This is a genomic window from Microcoleus harperi Pol14_C6 (genome assembly GCF_036701295.1).
Classification (GTDB): Bacteria; Cyanobacteriota; Cyanobacteriia; order Cyanobacteriales; family Microcoleaceae; genus Microcoleus.
Genome location: NZ_JAUBQN010000010.1, coordinates 12,094 through 30,640 on the forward strand (window position 1 = coordinate 12,094; position 18,547 = coordinate 30,640).

The window sequence follows — 18,547 nt, forward strand, 5'->3', positions numbered from 1 at the left end:
CTTGACTTTACTGATAATTTTACCTTTAATAGCAACTGTAGCACAGGCTATAATGGCGATCGGGTGATGATTCCCCTACCTAATTTGTGATGACAACAGAACTCGAAACTGAACTGCTAACTGCTGTTGAGCGCCGGCGCAACTTTGCTATTATCTCGCACCCTGACGCGGGTAAAACTACTTTGACAGAAAAGCTGCTGCTGTACGGAGGTGCAATTCACGAAGCAGGTTCTGTAAAAGCGCGGCGTGCTCAGCGACACGCTACCTCTGACTGGATGGCGATGGAACAGCAGCGGGGAATTTCTATTACTTCTACTGTTTTGCAGTTTGAGTATAAAAAATATCACATTAATCTGCTCGATACTCCGGGACACCAAGATTTTAGCGAAGATACTTATCGAACTCTGGCGGCGGCTGACAATGCCGTGATGCTTGAGGATGCTGCTAAGGGTTTGGAACCGCAAACTCGGAAGTTATTTGAAGTTTGTAAGCTGCGAAGTTTGCCTATTTTTACTTTCTTTAATAAGCTCGATCGCCCTAGCAGAGAACCTTTGGATTTGTTGGACGAAATTGAGAAGGAATTGGGGTTGCAGACTTATCCGGTAAATTGGCCCATAGGTACGGGCGATCGCTTTAAAGGTGTTTTCGATCGCAGAGGGCGCAAAATTCACTTATTCGAGCGGACTCAACACGGTTCTCGCGCTGCTGTTGATACTGTCATCGAATTGGGCGATCCGCGCATTGAAGATTTGTTGGAACAAGACCTTTACTATCAGCTCAAAGAAGAGTTAGAACTGCTGGATGAGTTAGGAACTGAACTTGATTTAGACTTGGTTCGGGCGGGAAAAATGACGCCTGTTTTCTTTGGCAGCGCGATGAGCAATTTTGGGGTAGAGCTGTTTTTAGATGCGTTTTTAGATTACGCTATGAAGCCGATCGCCCGCAAGAGTAGCGCCGGAGATTTGCCGCCAACTTATGAAGATTTTACCGGGTTTGTGTTTAAATTGCAAGCGAATATGGACCCGAGACACCGCGATCGGGTGGCTTTTATTCGGGTTTGTACGGGCAAGTTTGAAAAGGACATGAACGTGACTCACGCTCGCAGCGGTAAAACGGTGCGTTTGTCAAGGCCTCAAAAGTTATTTGCTCAGGATCGCGAGTCGATCGAGGTTGCATATCCGGGCGATGTGATCGGTTTGAACAATCCGGGAGTATTTGCGATCGGCGATACTATTTACACCGGTCAAAAACTGGAATATGAAGGGATTCCCTGTTTTTCTCCTGAACTTTTTGCTTTTTTGAGAAATCCCAATCCTTCTAAGTTTAAGCAGTTCCGCAAAGGCGTTTCTGAGTTGCAGGAAGAAGGCGCAGTGCAAATTATGTACTCGGTTGATGAGGCGAAACGCGAGCCAATTTTGGCGGCTGTGGGACAGTTGCAATTTGAAGTTGTGCAGTTCAGAATGCAGTCGGAATATAATGTGGAAACGACGATCGATATGTTGCCTTACAGTGTAGCTCGTTGGGTTGACGGCGGTTGGGATGCGCTGGAAAAAGTTGGGCGGCTGTTTAATACGGTGACGGTGAAAGATACTTGGGGAAGGCCGGTTTTGCTGTTTAGAAATGAATGGAATTGCCGACAGGTGGAAGGGGAGCATCCTGTTTTGAAGTTAAATGCGATCGCCCCTGTGGTTTCTGGTTTGGCTGTTAGCGAGGAGTGAGGGGGATAATTGGTTTGTAGGGAAACGGCATTGTCGTTTCCTCCAAAAAATCGGGATTGTTATTAACAAAAAACCGTGATTGCCACAGACAAAGGACACAACAGTTTTGTGTCCCTACAAATGATATTTATTGTAGGATTTGTAGAGAAACGACAGTGCCGCGTGCTTAATGCCGCGTGCTTAATCGAGTAAGGTGCGTGCAATCTAAATCTTCAGCCCGATCGCCCAAAACCTCCCACTCCCGATCTTCAATCCAATATCCAAAATCTAAAATCTAAAATCGGTTGACGAGGGCCCCCATCTGCGGCTACGCTTTGAAGTGAGAGGTTGCTTGCTTGTAGAGGAGGCAGCCCGCGTCGCCCAAAAATCTAGTTGCACTGCCCAAAGCTGTTGGTAGCAGCAATGGACAGCATAACCGCCAAACTGGGACTAGCAGTCTGGAGGCTAACGGAGTATCTTAACATCCTCTGTAGCCGCCCTGCTATGTGTTGAAATGCGGGGCGGCTGGGTTTTTGGGTTTTTCTAGAAAACCCAAAACCAGGAGAACATATTATGTCACAGGAATTCGTGCCTGACGACAACAAATCCCAATGCCCAAATGACGACTCAGCAGCAGTATGCGAACAGGAAGTGGTGCTGCTAACGGTTGTCGGTTCGCCGAAGGGAGTCAGGGAAACCATACTCACTTTGTACCGGCTGGGATTTGCAGAAGTGGGCGATTGGAGTCCCGTACAGCGTGCGGCGAATCCGAAGCAGGTGATGAGCGTGCTGATCCGTCGGAAGCGGGCTGAGGGTACATCGCCGAGACAATCTGGGCGGTAAGCTGCAAGGTTAAATAGCTAAATTCGAGGGCGGGCCTTGAACGCTATGTCCCTGAGTCCGGCAGTCCGGCAGGGGTTTCAACCCCTGCCTCAAAGCTAAAGTCCTCTGAAGAGGACTGAAGAATTCATTAGTCCTCTTTAGAGGACTTTTGCTATTAGCCAGGGAATTCATTCCCTGGCGGGCTTTCGGTTTAAGGCAGGGAATGAATGTCGCGTCTTTACTCATTTCGATCGAGCTAACTGCTGACAGTATCGTCACCTAAATTATCGAGAAGTTGTTGCAGCGCACCGCGGCTATTGCGAACCCGATCGTTGTTAGGAGCAATGGCTAAAGATCGATTAAACATTTCCAGTGCTTCTTGCCACTTTTTAAGTGCTTCCTGTTGCTCAGATAATTTTGCTTGCAAATCACCCAGACATCGCAGCGCAATCCCTTTGCTGTTGAGAGTCAAGATATAATCCGGTGCAATAACTAAAGCAGAATCAAAGGCAGCGATCGCCTCTGAGTAAGACTGTTTTGCCCCCTCAAACTCACTTAGTTTTACTTGTAACTCGCCCAGATCCTGCAGCGCAATCCCTTTGTTGTTGAAAGCATAGTTATCATCCGCTGCAATTTGTAAAGCAGAATTATAAGCAGCGATTGCCTCAAAGTAAGAGACTTTGGCAGCCTCAAAATCACTTAGATGTGCCTGCAAATTACCAAAACTTTGCAATGCAAGCCCTTTATTGTTGAGAGCATAGTTATAATACGGTGCAATTTGCAAAGCAGAATTACAAGAAGCGATCGCCTCAGAATAAGAATGTTTAGCAGCCTCAAACTCACTTAGCTTTACTTGTAACTCACCCAGACTTCGCAGCGCAAGTCCTTTGTTTTTGAGAACAGTGATATTATCAGGTGCAATAAATAAAGAAGAATTAAATGCTGCGATCGCTTCAGAGTAAGACTGTTTGGCCGTCTCAAATTCACTTAACTGTGCTTGCAAATCACCCAGACATCGCAGCGCATTCCCTTTGCTGTTAAAAGCATAGTTATAATCCGGTGCAATAACTAAAGCAGAATTAAAGGTAACGATCGCCTCAGAATAAGAACGTTTGGCAGCCTCAAATTCACTTAGCTGTGCCTGCAACTCACCCAGAAATCGCAGGGCAATACCTTTGTTGTTGAAAGCATACCGATCATCCGGTACAATGTGTAAAGCAGAATTAGAAGCAGCGATCGCCTCTGAGTAAGATATTTTTGCAGCCTCAAATTCACTTAACTCTGCCTGTAACTTACCCAGACTTCGCAGCGCCGTCCCTTTAGCGGTGAGGGTAGCTGTATCTTCGGAAGTTAGGATAAGTTCCCGCTCGTAAGCCACAACTGCCTCTAAATATTCCTTTTTTGCCTCTGCGTATCGAGCTAATCGAGCATAGTAATCTCCCTCCGATCGGGAAATTATACCAAGCCAATAATCACTCTTAATCCACAACTCATCTCTAACACCCAGCAACGACTCGCATTCCCCGTAACGACTCAGCCCCAATGCTTCCTCAAACACCTCTACCCATTCCCTCACACCCCGCTGCCAATCCAAGCGATTAGCATGAAAAATTGCCTCCGCCGCATTCCCCACTTCTCGATAATGCCCCTCTAAAACCTCATGAGCTCTGCGAGTTTTCGGATGATCCCGATCGGCATCCAAACGCCGCAATAAATCGTGAATCCGATACCAGTTATCCCCCCGCTTCTGCGATTTCCACACAAAGGAAAAACCCGTCAACATCTCAAAATTTGCACTGCTTGCATGGAAGTGGCAACCAGATCCCAATTTTACGTACAAATCCTCATCAAAAGCGCGGCCAGCACTCAGCGAATGCACGGCCGATCGCACTTCGCGATCGACATAACTCAGCAACCGATCTGTTAATTCCGCAGTCTTGTTTTCCAACTTCGGAATCCGCGCAAAATCCGACGACATCAACTCAATTCCCCGCCTTCTTTCTGCCAGCACCGCATCCGCGCACAAACCCAAATAAAACGGATGTACCTGCAAATTATCCCAAGGATCGTCAGGATTGAGGCTGGCATATTTAATCACAGCATCTGCCAAATCAGCCTTGTCAATCTTCACTTTGTGCAAGTAATCCCTCGCATCATCCGGCGACAAATGCCACACCAATTGTGCATCTATATAATCTTCAGGAATCGGAAACCTCGACGCATTCGGCCACCGCAATTGCGTCACCGGACACTCTCGCCCCGCCACAACAACTACAATCCCCAATTTGTAATCCAAGGCCCTCAACAACCGCCGAAACCACTCATCTTGATACCAAAAAGTTGCGCCTTGAGAATTCCGTTTTTCATCCCACATTTTCTCGTGAGTATCGAACAGCATCACGAGGCGTTCTGGTTTATTTTTGCCAGCCATTGCCGCATTCAAATCCCCAGCAAACAATTTCGGCAAACAGTCGGTTAACTCAGTATCAATATCTTTCCGCCGAATTTCATCTGCCTTTTCGTCGCTGACACCCAAGCGATTTTGAATTAATTTCATCGCCCGCTTGATGCCGCCCAATTTATCTATCCCTTTCAGCACCGCTACAGCTTGCGCCACCACCGGAAAATCTGCAAAAGTTTCAATTATAGGTACCACCAATTCCGCCACATCATCGGGAAAAAGTTGGTTGAGAGTTGCCTGTGATTCGCCTTTGTTCAGCAAATACCAAAAGCAAGCAAAGTCATAATTTGGAAATTTAAACTTATATTTCTTAGTGGCTGCTGCCAGATTTCGGCGCAGCATAAGCAAGCCGTAAAATCTATCTTGCGGTTTATCTTCTTTAATCGGTATCAATCCGAAATCGTGTCTGACTGCGGGTATGGGAGTGTAGGTCTTAGGTTCAGCATAGCGGACAAAATCAGCAACTTGGGCGGCTTGTGATTCTGGGATGTCGTGCAATTGTTTCCACACCTGCGGCGAAAACCTTTTGCAGCAGTGAAACTGCAAGTGTTGTAGCAGCAAAGACTTGCCGTTGCCTCCATCTCCGTAAAAATACAAAATTTGTTGGCGCGCGGGGTCTTCGTTTAAATAAAAGGCAAATCGGCGGGTAAATTCGTATCTGTCGGTAAAAAGTTCCAGTTTGCGATCGCCGCTAATAGATTCGCTTTCAAAATCTTCGTCGTCAATTGGCATAAATGTGCAGGTGAGGTGTTAATTTAATTATAAGCAAAAATTAGATGGACTCGGTGATTGAAATCTCGTCTCCACAAACTTTAGTTTCTCTCTAATAGACTAAGAGATCGAGGAAGTATTTAACCCGGATTTAGCATAAATCTTCAGTCCTCATAGCCAGGACTTTAGCTTTGACGCAGGGGTTTAAACTCCTGCCCGATCGCAAAGATCGTCCGCTGGGAGTGGACGAAAGTTTGACTATTAAGCGGTTTTAACCGCCCAATGAACTGCAACAATTGGTGACAGAGAATATAGAGCTGTGTTAAAACCGTAATCGATCGACCAGCCAAGCTATCTTAATAAAGGACGCTAGCGAAAGCACAGTCATGGCACCTCCCACTAATCCAAATCCGGCGGATTCATCTGCAAAACAGTCTCTAGAGGCTGGGCTAGCAGCTTTGAAACAGCAGGATTACCCCACCGCGATCGCCCTTTTAGAATCCGTTACCCAAACCGCAGCTAATGGGCCGTCGGGAATCCGCGCGCAGATGGGGTTGGTGGCTGCGTACAAAGCAACTGGTAATGTGAAAAAGGCGATCGCCCTGTGCTCTTCCCTCGCCAAAAGTCCCAACTCTCAAGTCAAAACTTGGGCCGATCGCGTTTTAAAAGAATTAACCCCCCCTCGCCCCCCAAAACCACCGGAAAATAAACCAAAATCCGCAGAAACTCCCCCCGAAACAGGCTTTGTCGCCTTTGATGCAGGAACAAAATCGCCGAAAAAATCGATGGGGGGCGATCGACCGACCGCAGATAAAAAAACAGGATTTTTACCTTTAGAGCCGGCTGTAGAGCCTATAAACGCCAAATCGCCACATATTTCTCCGCCACCTCCACCCCCCACAAGCCCGACTTCTGAACCGGAAAACTCGACCGAAACCGCACCCGATACAGAAATTAGCGGCGAAAATAGTTCCGCTTCCCCAACAGATATCCCCGGATTCGCCAGCCCAGATACTTACCAACTCACTTGGCGCGAAGCAGGGCGCGCAAAAAGCCCGCGCCCCCTCAAACCGCTGAAGTTGCTGGAGTTTCGGGTGCAAGCCGTTGCAAGTGCGATCGCCCTATTTTTCCTAGCCCGGTTTGTCCTGCAATTCCTGCTGACAAACACTAATTCTCTGTTGGTTCAGCTTTACATATTCACAAGACTGCCTATTTTCGCCCCGATTCAGCTTTTTTACCGCGATCCAACTCCGTTTGTTCAGATGGTTTTTGGATTGCTTTTGGCCTCGTCTCCCTGGCTGATAGACGCGCTGCTGAAACTGTTTTGCGGCATCGAAACTCTGCGCGGGTCCGTTTTATCCAAGCACAGCAAGGAAGCTAGTCGGGTACTGCGAAGTTATTGTACCAAGCAAAATATGCCGGTGCCGGTGCTGAAACTCTTGCCGCTGAATGTTCCTGTAGCTTTCAGTTACGGCTGTTTGCCCCGTTTTGCTCGGATTGCTGTGAGTCGGGGGCTGTTGGAACAATTGACGGATGATGAAATTGCTACTATTTTCGCGCGGGAGTTGGGCCATATCTCTCACTGGGATTTTGCGCCGATGTCGCTGGCGCTGCTGGTGGTTCAGATTCCTTACTTGATTTATTGGCAGGTGGCGCACTGGCAAGAGCGGTTGTGTGATTTAATGACGATCGAGTTTTTGCGTTCTGCTGTTAAATTTGTGGCCGCTGCAATTTCTGCTACGAGTTATGGGATTTATAAGTTGTTCAGGTGGCCGATGTTGTGGCTGTCGCGCCGCAGAGTGTATTTTAGCGATCGCACTGCTGCTGAAATTACGGGCAATCCTAACGGTTTGACGCGGGCACTGGGTAAAATTGCGATCGGCATTGCTGCTAATATCGAACAGCAAAAACAAACTAGCTTTTTCCTCGAAAGTTTCGATCTATTGTTACCCGTAGGTGTTGGACAAGCTGTAAGCCTTGGTTCTGCTGCATTATACGCGCCGCTGGAACAGATTTTGCTGTGGGATGTCAGCAATCGGGAGCGCAATTGGTTGACGGTTAACCGCGCGCATCCTTTGCTGGGAGAGCGTTTGAAGCTGTTGGCCCTGTATGCTCAATTTTGGCAACTGGAGACTGAGTTAGATTTGGCAAACGCGGGAGTGCCAGAACCACCCAGCAAAGGAAAATTGTCTCTGTTTAAGTCAATACTCGAATTTAAAGACTCAAAACTATTTTTACAGGGTGCGCCGTTTTTTGGGATTCCGATGAGTTTGGCGATAGTCGGGGTGCTTTGGCTGATTGGCTGGATTTTTTCGAGGACGAGTTTTTGGCAGTTGGATTGGCTTTGGGGCGATCGATCGATTATTTGGGGCTGTTTGCCGATCGGATTTAGCATCGGTACTTTGATGCGGATCAATTATTTCTTCCCGGACATTACACCGCGAGAAACCGCTTCGCCGAGTTTGCCGGAAATTTTGTCAAATCCCGAGAGTTTGCCGCTGGATGCTGAACCGGTGTGGCTGGAAGGCCAACTTTTGGGTCGATCGGGCATGAATAATTGGCTGGGACAAGATTTGATTTTGCAAACGGCGACAGGGTTGGTGAGGTTGCACTATGTTTCCAGGTTTGGCTACGTTGGCTCTTTGTGGCCATTTTTGTTCAAAGAGACTACTCGCCCCAGCGATTTGATAGGAACATCTGTTGTGGCGACTGGTTGGCTGCGCCGGGGTGCTACTGTGGCGATCGACCTTGAAAGTCTCCGCAGTCAAGGAGGGAGAGTCAGTGACAGCGGACATCCGATTTGGTCTGCGATTTTGGCTTTTGCTGCTGCTTTTTGGGGCGCATACATCATTATCCAGGGCCCAAGGTGAGACGATTTTAGATTTTGGATTTTAGATTGAAGAATGGGAAATGACTTACTGCATAAGGGTTTCGAGGTTGCCTACAATTGCATTTTTTACAGGTATGAGGAATAGTTATCAGATTGTGGGGTGAATTGGTCTCAACGCGCAGCCTCGATCGGTTTTGAGTTAAACAGCGGATTGGCGATGTGGCGATGTTCTCGGTGCTGGGGACGCACCCTACCCGATTTTCGCGGTGCGCGGTGGACAGCCTGGACTCTTGTTCGTTGTTTATTTGTAAAGAAAAGTTGCTTTTTTGCCAGTATTCTGTTACATTAGTTTACAGGAATTGGATTGAACCAAATAGCGCGATAACTTCAGTTGGCTAAAATCCCTTAAAGCATTGCGTAAAAATTGTCAACATCCCAACACAGCAAGTACAGCCAGCCGCTTGTCGGCTGTTTTTTTTCGACCGCTATTTTTGCTGTGCGGGATGAATTCTCAAAAGTGAATCAGATGTGGTTTCCGTTAAATTCAGACTGAAATCTTCCTAAATAACTAGCTCTGTTACCAAGGCTGTGATACCTTTAAAGAATGCTCGGACTCTGCCGGGCCTGATTTAAGGGATAGCGGGTAAGTGAGTAGTTCTCAGCATTAGGAGCGAGATTAGGAACGAGGTAAGATTACTGGATGAAAAAATGTTAGCCATTTTATCCATCACTGTATTAAACTGAATACTGGCATTCTGATCGCTTGCAATTGACATCCTTGGACATAAATTTCTAGACGGCGCTGGCTATAAACATTCTGAATCAAAACCGGAAGCAAGTAATACAGAATAGCCAATAGCCTAAACATTTGAGTGATGACTAAAAGTTTACACAACAACCTGAGATTTAAAAGCTCTCTGCATCGGCGGTTAAGTTCCGGCCTTATCAGAGTAAATCATCTTTTTGTTCTAAAAGGTGGGGGGAGCTGTCAAGGTTGGTGGGAGGAATGCGCCAATTATCGGGTTATGTGCTGTTTGTCTGAAGTCAATATTCAGTTGACTTCAGGTGATTCTGTTCGAGCAAATTAATTAAAATCCAAGTCGGGAGGAATTTTTCATGTCTATTCGTCTTTATGTTGGCAATCTACCGAAAGAACTCGATCGCCAAGAATTGCAAGAAGTTTTTGCGCCGGAGGGCGAATCTGTTACCACCAAGGTAATTACAGACCGCAAAACTGGAAAATGCAGAGGATTCGGTTTTGTGACGGTGCTAACCGACGAACAAGCCGACCAAGTTATTGAGAAATACAACGGCTTGATGTTCAAAGAAAACCCGCTGAAAATAGAGAAGGCATTGCCCCGCTCTAAGGGTAAATCAGAGAAGGGCGAAGACGATCAGCAGTCGCCGCAGTCACCGCAATTGGTGTCGGCGTCGGCGTCTGTGCCTATGCCTGTACCTGCGCCGCAGCAACAGCAGCGCTCGGCTCCTCCTACCCAAGGTGGAGGCGGTTCCAGCAAAAGCAATCGCCGTCGGGGTGACAACAACAAGTCTCGCCGCAATCAGTCAGCAGCCACGGTGTCGAGCGCTGATTCGGGCTCGGTGCAGCCAGATCCGCGCTGGGCGAGTGCTTTGGAAGAACTCAAGCAAAGATTGGTGGAAGCTCAGACTACTAATTAGTCGCAAATGGCGGCTAATTGCTGCTGTCTCTCGACTGTGGTTGACTGAATGTATCTGGAAGTGCGATCGAGAATCGGTCAAAAAAGCCTGTTGTCGATCGCACAATTTTATTGTAAAAACTTCTAAGGATCGTGAATTCAATAATTTGCATAAGTCTGTGGGATGGGCGTGTCGCCCGTCCTTTATAGACGGGCGACACGCCCATCCCACAATAATAATCACGCATTGCAGGTTATTTAATTCTTATTTCTAATATCTAGCGCAGTGCGGTAAAATAACGACGATCGCGCAAGTAGTTAGGATTTAATTCCTCCCTAGAAACAGTTGGATTTTGGTCGATCGACCGGACACGATATCATATCCTGAGAATGGTTGGCAAAAAAACCTGGTTTCTGTGAAAATATAGGGTTGAGCAGCGAGACATCTAGAAAGAAACCAGGTTTTTAGCCCGTCTAAACAAGTCATCTTTATTCGATTGGCCCGAATTCGATTGTCTCAATAAACTCAAAAATTTTGTTCATAATTCCCTCAACTTCAGACTCCAGGGAACCCAATTCATCCCCCTCCTGATAAATTCGCTGACAGCTTACCGTGTAGCAAAAATCGTCAGCAATAAAAGCCATAAGTCCCCGGTAAGCATCCAACCGACTCAGAGGGCCATCGTTTTTCTGCACGCTGAGAGTTGCACCTGCAGGCAAATCTAAAACCACGAAATAAGCTTCTTCATCTTCTAAATATTCTGCGTGGAGTAACTTAGAATTGGCAACATTAGCAAGAATTGCCTGAGAAACAAAATTGTCGAGAAAAGACTTGAGATAACCTTCCTCGCCAACCGACTCGATTGTTTCTTCAACTTCACCAGCAACAGGGAAATAATCAATTTTCAGCAAAACGCCAAAGTCGTCTGAAAATGCGACACAGCCTTCTTGATCATCAATTTTACCGCCTCGTTCATCGTCAACTGGAATGGGAACGCTAAAATTGCCTTCAGGAGATACGTACCATGCCGCATCGAAATCAGACTCTTCGCCCTCTACTTCCGAGTAAGCAGCAATTACATCCTCAATAATTTCCGCAGCTTCCTCGTCTTCCACACCTAATGCTTGCTGGAATTCTTGGAGAAAAGCCTCGTGCTTCGGGGATATTTCACCATCTGCGACAAACATTGCTGCAGTTATTGCAAAAGTATCCAACACTAACTCATCTGGCATGGATTCCCAAGCAGTATTAAATAATGCTCCTAAACCGTCTTTGGCCACAATACCGTCGAATCCTTGAAACATTGCTGACATATCATCTTCCGAGTATTCAGCAAATATTTCTGATTCCCAAAGTATGCTTTCTAAGATATCAGCATCCGTATCAGGGGAATTTGCCTCTGCTGCCACAAAGGCTACCGCTGCTACGGATTCTTCTAAAGTCAAGCTTGCTTCGGATTGGTCTTCTGAATTGAATATTTTATCAAACTTGGCCACAGGTTTTGCCCCGCTAGTGTTTAGTTTTGCTATTCATAGCAAATTTATGACATAAAAAGATAGTAGTCAGGGATACATTTACTTTTTGCAAAATGTTGCCAGTCAATGTGGCGTGCGTCTAGCCTTACACCTGACCCCTCGTGAATATCAAATCTCCAATTAATTTACCAAGGACTGCCAATTATTGTGAATCCGGCCCAAAAATGCGGGTGAGATAAATCTGCATTTGCTGCTTGTGTGGCTTGATTAATGTCGATCGCGCCTTGAGTTCCCCGCAATTGACCGTTTTTAATTAAAATTTGTTTGTGGATCATTGCCAGTTGAGCTTTTCTGAGCGCTTCAGCTTTAATTGGGGCCGATCGCAAATTGCCATAAAACTCAGTCATCAACGCCAAAGTGCCGATATCATTAACTTTCCACAAACTCGCCAAAGCTGATTTTACACCGCTGCGGACGGCCAGTCCAGCAAAACCCATTTCTGCTGCTGTACTGTCACCGATCGCAGTTTCGCACGCACTCAGCACTAATAACTCGACTTGTCGGCGATCGTACCACTTCGCCAACCTAAATTCATCCAGCGCCAAAGAGTTGTCCCACAAATCAATCTCAGCTTCTCTTCTTCCATTTTCGCCTTGAGGAAAACTGGCGTGAGTAGCTAAGTGAACGATTCCAAATGCCTGTTGTTCTCGCTGTTTTCTCAGGTTGTCTAGGGTAAATTCTTGATTGAGAAAAGAGCGGCCTTGCCACAAGGGAAATGCTGCTTGATTTTGCGTTTCTGTTCTCCTCCCGGCGATCGCAGATAATTCGATCGGCACCGCACGCAAAGGAGGTTTATCAGTGTGGGGAAATTCGGAAGCACCCATTGCTAAAACTTGAGCGTTTTTCAAACTTTGATACTTTGTGTTAGTCAAGCTGACACTGGGAAGTGCTCCTACACTGTACTTTTCTACTAGAAATTGCTTGCCGTCGTGCAAAGCCGATAGTGGAAGTTGGCGCAAACCAGCATCAAAGCAAAACACTAGCGTATCTATATTTAATGCTTCTAAATTTGAACTAATCGGCGCAATTAACCACTGGTAAAGTTGCTGAGCTATTGGCAAATATTCTCCAGTTTCCGAATCAGTTGCTTGACCCAAAGAGCGATGAAATTCTGCCACTTTTTCCAGCAAAACTGCGTTAGAGACAGGAATATTTCTGAGAATCGGAGGGCCGTCTGGAACTATTAACACTAGGGATAATTCTTCGAGACGGACGATCGCGTAAACAATTACAGCTTGCTTCCCGGTTTCCTCCTTAATTGTTTTGAGAGTTTCTCTCAGATATTGAACGTTAATTTTTTTATCCGTGAAATTTTCCCCATAATAATTTTCGTAGTCTTGTTCAAAGAGCTGGTCAATTATGGCAACAGCATCATTAGGATTGTTTTGATCTAAAGTTTGTTCGACGAGCAATCTGCTTGGTGAGGGAAAGATATTTGGGATATCTGCAGGTGCAGGATTTTCTGCGATCGGAGGGGGAGTGGGAGTTGGCGCGGGAGTTGGCGCGGGGGCTGGAATTGGTGCAGGCGCGGGAGTTGGTGCGGGAATTGGAGTTGGTGCGGGAATTGGTGCGGGCGCTGGAGTAATAGTCGGTGAATCTTGAACTGGCGCTGTATTTATTGCAGCCATTCTCTCCCAAACATCCGAAAGATTGAAATCAAATGGTTCAGAAGTAGCAATCGGTAAACTAGGAGTTTGATCGATTATTTCCGGCGGAGTTTCTGCGAGTGAAACAGTTAAATTGTCAGTAGATGGCTGTAAAGAAATTAGGTTATTTGCTTCGGCTCCGGCAATGGTGTTAACTGACGGGGTGTAAGGAAGTTCTAGGGAGATAATTGTTTCATTGTTACGCTTCCAATCTAATTGGGTGTTTCCCGTTTCAGCATTTTGGTCGATCGAGGTTTGTGCTCCCAATAAATCGCCAATTAAAAAAGCTAACTCCTGTTGCGGAGTTTGGCTTGGGCTGACAGCGGGCGCGGGTACGATCGCACTTGCAGGCGCGGGTACGATCGCACTTGCAGGCTCGGGTAAGATCGAGCTTGCAGGTGCTGGCTGAATCTGAGTTACAGGCGGGGTTACGGAGGCAAGAGGGGCTGCGGGCGCGGGATTTGGCGCGTTTGAAGGTTGAAGGGCGATCGCAGGTTGAGTGCCGAGGGAGGAGGTGATTTGGGAAACAGAGGGAAGGGTAGGTGTCGCAGCTATGCGGACAGCAGCGTTTGGGGTTGTGGGTGTTGAGGGCTGTGTGGGGCGCGCGCGGGGTGGCAGTACGAATAAACCGGGCAATTCAGGTAGTTGGAAGTCGATGGGAAAACCAGGTATCGGATCGGGTGTTGCCGAAGGTGCGATCGAAGTTTCGGGAATTGGGGCAGGTGCGATAAATATTTGGGAAATTGGGAAAGGTGCGATCGAGCTTTCGGGTGTTGGGGATGGTGCGATCGAGCTTTCGGGTGTTGCCGAAGGTGCGACGGGTAAACGCGGTGGGAGTTGCGGTGAGGGCGTGCTTATGGGGGCTGGAGTCCCTGTTGGGGAAGGCGCGGGAGCCACAGTTGTCACAGGTGCAGGCGTGGGAGTAGCTGCGGGTGCGGGTGCGGGCGTGGGAGTAGCTGCGGGTGTCGGTGCAGGGGTGGGAGTAGCTGCGGGTGCGGGCGCGGGTGTCGGTGCGGGGGTGGGAGTAGCTGCGGGTGTGGCTGCGGGCGTTGGAGTAGCTGCGGGTGTCGGTGCAACTATTGGTGGCGGTACGGAGATAATTTGAATACGATTGCCATCCTGTCTGTGAGTATAAAGATAGGAGTTATCCTGCAAAAGTGTTTGAATAGGATTAGAATTTCCCCTAGTAATTCCACCCGCCGTTCCATTTATGGCAGACTCACCTACAATAAACGGCGTTAATCCTGCGCCTCCGTGGCGGATAATTATAGTACCGCCGCTGCTATCTCCAGGACTTCCAGCCGTAGAAATGCTAGCATTGATGCCGTTGCTGTCTGTGAAGGAAGTGAGCGATCGAAAAAACCTTCCCATCTGAATCTCGACATTGCCTCCCGTACCCTTGCCGAGACTACTTTGAGCGTTAATTTGACTCGCAGTAATATCGCCCGTAGCACTGCGGTTATAAGCCGTGACATTCCCGGCATTCCCCTCCGCCGAAGAATCAATTTTACCAACAGTAATACTTCCGGTAGCGTCGAGCAAAATACTGCCGCCATTACCAGCAGACGAGGTATTGATATCGCCGGCAGCAATATTAGTTCCAGCGCTCAAAGCGATATTACCGCCATTGTTAGGGGAAGTCGCATCGAGATTTTTTGTTGTGATTTCTCCGTTCTCACTAAACAATGAAATTCCGGCGGGTGAGGTAATATTTTGGGCGGTAATATTATTCGTAGTAATAATGTTAATTGCACCGGATTTTTCGGGGATATCATCTTGAATACTGACGCTGTTGAGGGGAGAGACACTGCCCACAGCATCACCCAAGTCAACACTTCCCGCATCGGGTTGAACAGTAAGATTGTAAGGCCCGTCAACAGTAGACTTAAAAGTAATATCGCCAGTCTCTAAAATTTTGACCGACAGGTTGTTACCTAATGTTACGGGAGCGTTAAAAGTAATATTATTGCGGTTAGTTTCTATCTTCCCACTGGCAGTAATAGAGTCATTTGCCTTGACCTCAATATTGCCACCAGTCACAGTAATACTGGGAGCGAAAGTGCGGGAATTAATATCAGATGTCGAAACTGTTCCGCCAGCATTGATGGTGACATCTCCGCCTTTACCATTTGCCGCAGCGGTAATAATTGGGCCGGCAGTTGTGTCGATATTACCGCCGCTTTGAATGCGAAGATTGCCACTATTGGCGTTGAAACCGCTTAATAAGAGGGCGCTACCAATTCCTGCCGTACTGATATTTGTTGCGGCTTCGAGAGAAATATTGCCGCCGTTGTTACCGCCGATCGCATTGATGATTCCGGCGGTAGTATCTATAGAACCGCCGCTTTTGAAGGTTATTGAGCCGCCGTCTTGATTGCCGATCGCCCGGATGTCACTCGTAGTAATGTTGCCCGTAGCATTTAAATTAACATTGCCACCTATATTAGTTTTAAGATCGGGAGATGAACCGTCATAACTTGTACTTAACTGGCCTGTAGCGATATTGCCATTTTTATTAGTAAATTCAAGATTTCCACCCTGTAATTTGCCTCCTGCTAAAACATCACCTATATTAATTTCACCCTTGGCAGTAGATAAAGTAACGTTGCTGCCATTGCCATTAGTAGAAACACCTGTAAGCGTCGATGCTTTGATGCCGCTGTCAGCTTGAAGGGTAACTTTTCCAGCAGCGCTCGCGCCCGTGGTATTGATCGCTCCGATGTTAATTGTACCGTTGCTGTTAGTAAAGTTAAGATTTCCACCCTGTATTCCCGATACTAATACATCGCCTATATTAATGTCACCGCTGACAGTAGATAGAGTAACGTTGCTACCGTTGCCGTTACTAGAAGTACCCGCGATAATTCCTGTTGTCGGTGTTGTGATGCCGCTGTTAGCTTGAATGGTAATATTTCCAGCAGCGCCATCGCCCGTTGTATCGATCGTGCCGATATCGATTGAAGCGCCGCTGGTAAGTGCGATCTGCCCGCCGTTTTGATTCGCCTTTACATTGAGATCGCCAGTCGTAATAGTGCCACCTGCATTCAAAGTAATATCACCGCCTTTGCCATTGCCACCCACACTAATAAAAGTAGAAAGTCTTCCTGTAAGGATGTTGCCTCCAGCAGTCAAAGATATATCACCACCATCAGCATTTATCCCCTCTGTCCTAATCGTTTCTGTTTGAATACTGCCTGTAGCTTGCATAATTACAGGGCCTATGTTCGTGGGGGTACTAAAATAAGCAAAAATATTTCCTGTTTGAATGTTGCCGCCAGATCGCAAAATTACTGATCGGAAACTGCCCAATATAAATTCATCACCCGTAGTAGCACCAGCATAAGTTGCATCGGCACTCGTAATATTGATATCTCCATTAAAAATAATATTTCCCGTACCTGAAGTCGTATCTATTTTGATAGATGCGCCCGTATAACTCCCAGAAATAATGTTGCCTCTAGCTTGCATAACTACAGGACCTATGCCATTACCGAAGGTATTGTTATAAGTATCAATATTTCGTGTTTGAATGTTGCCACCAGAGCGCAAAATTACCGATCGCGAATTACCCAAAATAAATTCATCTGTACCAGGAGAAGCACCAGCATAAGTTGCATCGGCACTCGTAATATTGATATCTCCAGTAAAAATAATATTTCCTGTACCCGAAGTTGTATCTACCTTGAGAGATGCACCCGTGTAACCCCCTGAAGTATAGTCATCAGGTTGTGTAAAAATTGGATCGTACAGACTAATAAAATTCGCAGGTTTACCAGATAAATCAACAATCGATGTGTTACTGCCACTTCTAAAGTGAGCATCTGTAGATATCATGCCATCACTCGCTAAAGTCAAATTTCCACCGCTGACAAAAGGCGTTTGCGAAAGATGATTCAGCGCCAAAAGGTCGATACTTTGATTTCCCTGAATGTAGAGATTCCCGCCAGCATTCGCCACAAAAGGATTTGCCACACTGTCGCGCACCCGCACAGTATCGTCAGCCAACAAATTCAAATCACCAGTTGTACGCAACTGACTTTCAACTAATGTCAAATTGCGATTAGCTGACAGCGTTGCAGTCTCCGCAGTTACTTCTTTAGCAGCGACATCTCCATTCTCTACCTGCAAACCCGAACCCGTTAATTCTACTTGCCCTTCAGCATTAACTGTCACCCCCGTGGCACTTCCCCCGCCACCCGCCAACAACTGCGGCAAAGATGCAACTGGCAACACCCAATTTTGAGGCAAACTGCCCGCTATAGATTGTGGCTGAATCTCTAAACTCAACAGATTTCCCGGTTGACTAATTCTGACTAAACTCTCCCCGGGAACCGCCGCCACAATAATATTTCCTCCCGGTGCAGAAAGTTGTCCGGTACTCAAAACAGTGCCGCCCAATAAAGTTAAATTTTGCCCTTGTCCCACCGCCAAATTGCCTAAATTGACAATTCCTCCCGGTTGCGTATTTGTAAAAGCAAAACTATTAGGATTTCCGACTAATAAAGCATAATTATTAGTACCAGCCGCACTAAACCAATTATTGCCAAAACCGATGCCCGTCGCAGTAGTCGCAGTAAAAGCAGCAGGCACGTTCAAACTAGAATTTGCACCGAAAACAATCCCCGCCGGATTCATTAAAAATAAGTTTGAATTGCCGCCCGTTATTTGAATTAATCCGTTAATCAGCGAAGCATCGCCGCCGACAACTCGCCCTAAAATATTGCGGATATTGGGATTTGATATAAAATTGGCAGTTTGCCCTTGAGTTAAACCAAATTCTTGGAAACTGTGAAAGAGATTTGTGCCGTCGCCGGATTGTTGGCCGCCGTTGATGTTGAATTGGTTGCCGCTGGGAGTAATTTGAGTATTCGTGCCGTCGGTTGCGGGGGTAATTTGGGCTGTGGCTGTTTGGGATGGGGCGAAAAGTCCTAATTCCCACATTGTTAAGGCGGTAAATGAGAGGAATGTTAGGAAAAAGCGCGGTTTTTTGTGTGTTGATTTCATGGTTTTGTTAGTAGATGATATCGATTTCACTCTGATAATTGCGAAAGCCCACCAGCGCCCTCTGATAGTCCCAAAGTCCGCCAATCCGCCAGGGAATGAATTCCCTGGCTAATAGCGAAAGTCCTCTGAAGAGGACTGTACAAAAAAGTTTGATAACAGTCCGCTGAAGAAGACTGTAGAAAAAA

General features: G+C 46.8%; 9 protein-coding genes. 4 read left to right on the forward strand and 5 right to left on the reverse strand.

Annotated elements, in window-relative coordinates; genetic code table 11:
* The first annotated feature begins 89 nt into the window (after positions 1 to 89).
* Entirely contained in the window at positions 90 to 1,718 is a 1,629-nt protein-coding gene (gene prfC / locus QUA27_RS10015) for a peptide chain release factor 3 (RefSeq protein WP_333067729.1), read from the forward strand.
* A gap of 552 nt (positions 1,719 to 2,270) precedes the next feature.
* Entirely contained in the window at positions 2,271 to 2,540 is a 270-nt protein-coding gene (locus QUA27_RS10020) for a hypothetical protein (protein WP_333067730.1), read from the forward strand.
* 9 nt (positions 2,541 to 2,549) lie between these two features.
* On the opposite strand, the gene QUA27_RS10025 is transcribed toward QUA27_RS10020, so the two are convergent.
* Positions 2,550 to 2,798: a hypothetical protein gene (locus QUA27_RS10025; protein ID WP_333067859.1), complete on the reverse strand. Its 249-nt coding sequence runs from the start codon at positions 2,796 to 2,798 to the stop codon at positions 2,550 to 2,552.
* Positions 2,776 to 5,712 carry a tetratricopeptide repeat protein gene (locus QUA27_RS10030; protein WP_333067731.1) on the reverse strand — a complete coding sequence of 979 codons (2,937 nt, stop codon included), beginning with the start codon at positions 5,710 to 5,712 and terminating at the stop codon, positions 2,776 to 2,778. The genes QUA27_RS10025 and QUA27_RS10030 overlap by 23 nt, the downstream gene beginning before the upstream one ends.
* A gap of 365 nt (positions 5,713 to 6,077) precedes the next feature.
* On the opposite strand from QUA27_RS10030, the gene QUA27_RS10035 reads away from it, so the two are divergent.
* On the forward strand, positions 6,078 to 8,561 hold the full coding sequence (locus tag QUA27_RS10035; protein ID WP_333067732.1) for a zinc metalloprotease HtpX: 2,484 nt from the start codon (positions 6,078 to 6,080) through the stop codon (positions 8,559 to 8,561).
* A 1,076-nt stretch (positions 8,562 to 9,637) separates the two neighbouring features.
* Entirely contained in the window at positions 9,638 to 10,198 is a 561-nt protein-coding gene (locus QUA27_RS10040) for an RNA recognition motif domain-containing protein (protein ID WP_333067733.1), read from the forward strand.
* Between the two features lie 13 nt (positions 10,199 to 10,211).
* Here QUA27_RS10040 and QUA27_RS10045 read toward each other — a convergent pair whose 3' ends face one another.
* The 3 genes from QUA27_RS10045 to QUA27_RS10055 form a co-directional block, all read right to left on the reverse strand.
* Positions 10,212 to 10,349, reverse strand: a complete 138-nt coding sequence (locus QUA27_RS10045; RefSeq protein WP_333067734.1) for a hypothetical protein — start codon at positions 10,347 to 10,349, stop codon at positions 10,212 to 10,214.
* A gap of 316 nt (positions 10,350 to 10,665) precedes the next feature.
* The gene (locus QUA27_RS10050) at positions 10,666 to 11,673 is read right to left on the reverse strand and encodes a tellurite resistance TerB family protein (protein ID WP_333067735.1); all 1,008 of its coding nucleotides are present in this window, start codon (positions 11,671 to 11,673) and stop codon (positions 10,666 to 10,668) included.
* Between the two features lie 164 nt (positions 11,674 to 11,837).
* On the reverse strand, positions 11,838 to 18,299 hold the full coding sequence (locus QUA27_RS10055) for a CHAT domain-containing protein (RefSeq protein ID WP_445251491.1): 6,462 nt from the start codon (positions 18,297 to 18,299) through the stop codon (positions 11,838 to 11,840).
* Positions 18,300 to 18,547 lie beyond the last annotated feature (248 nt).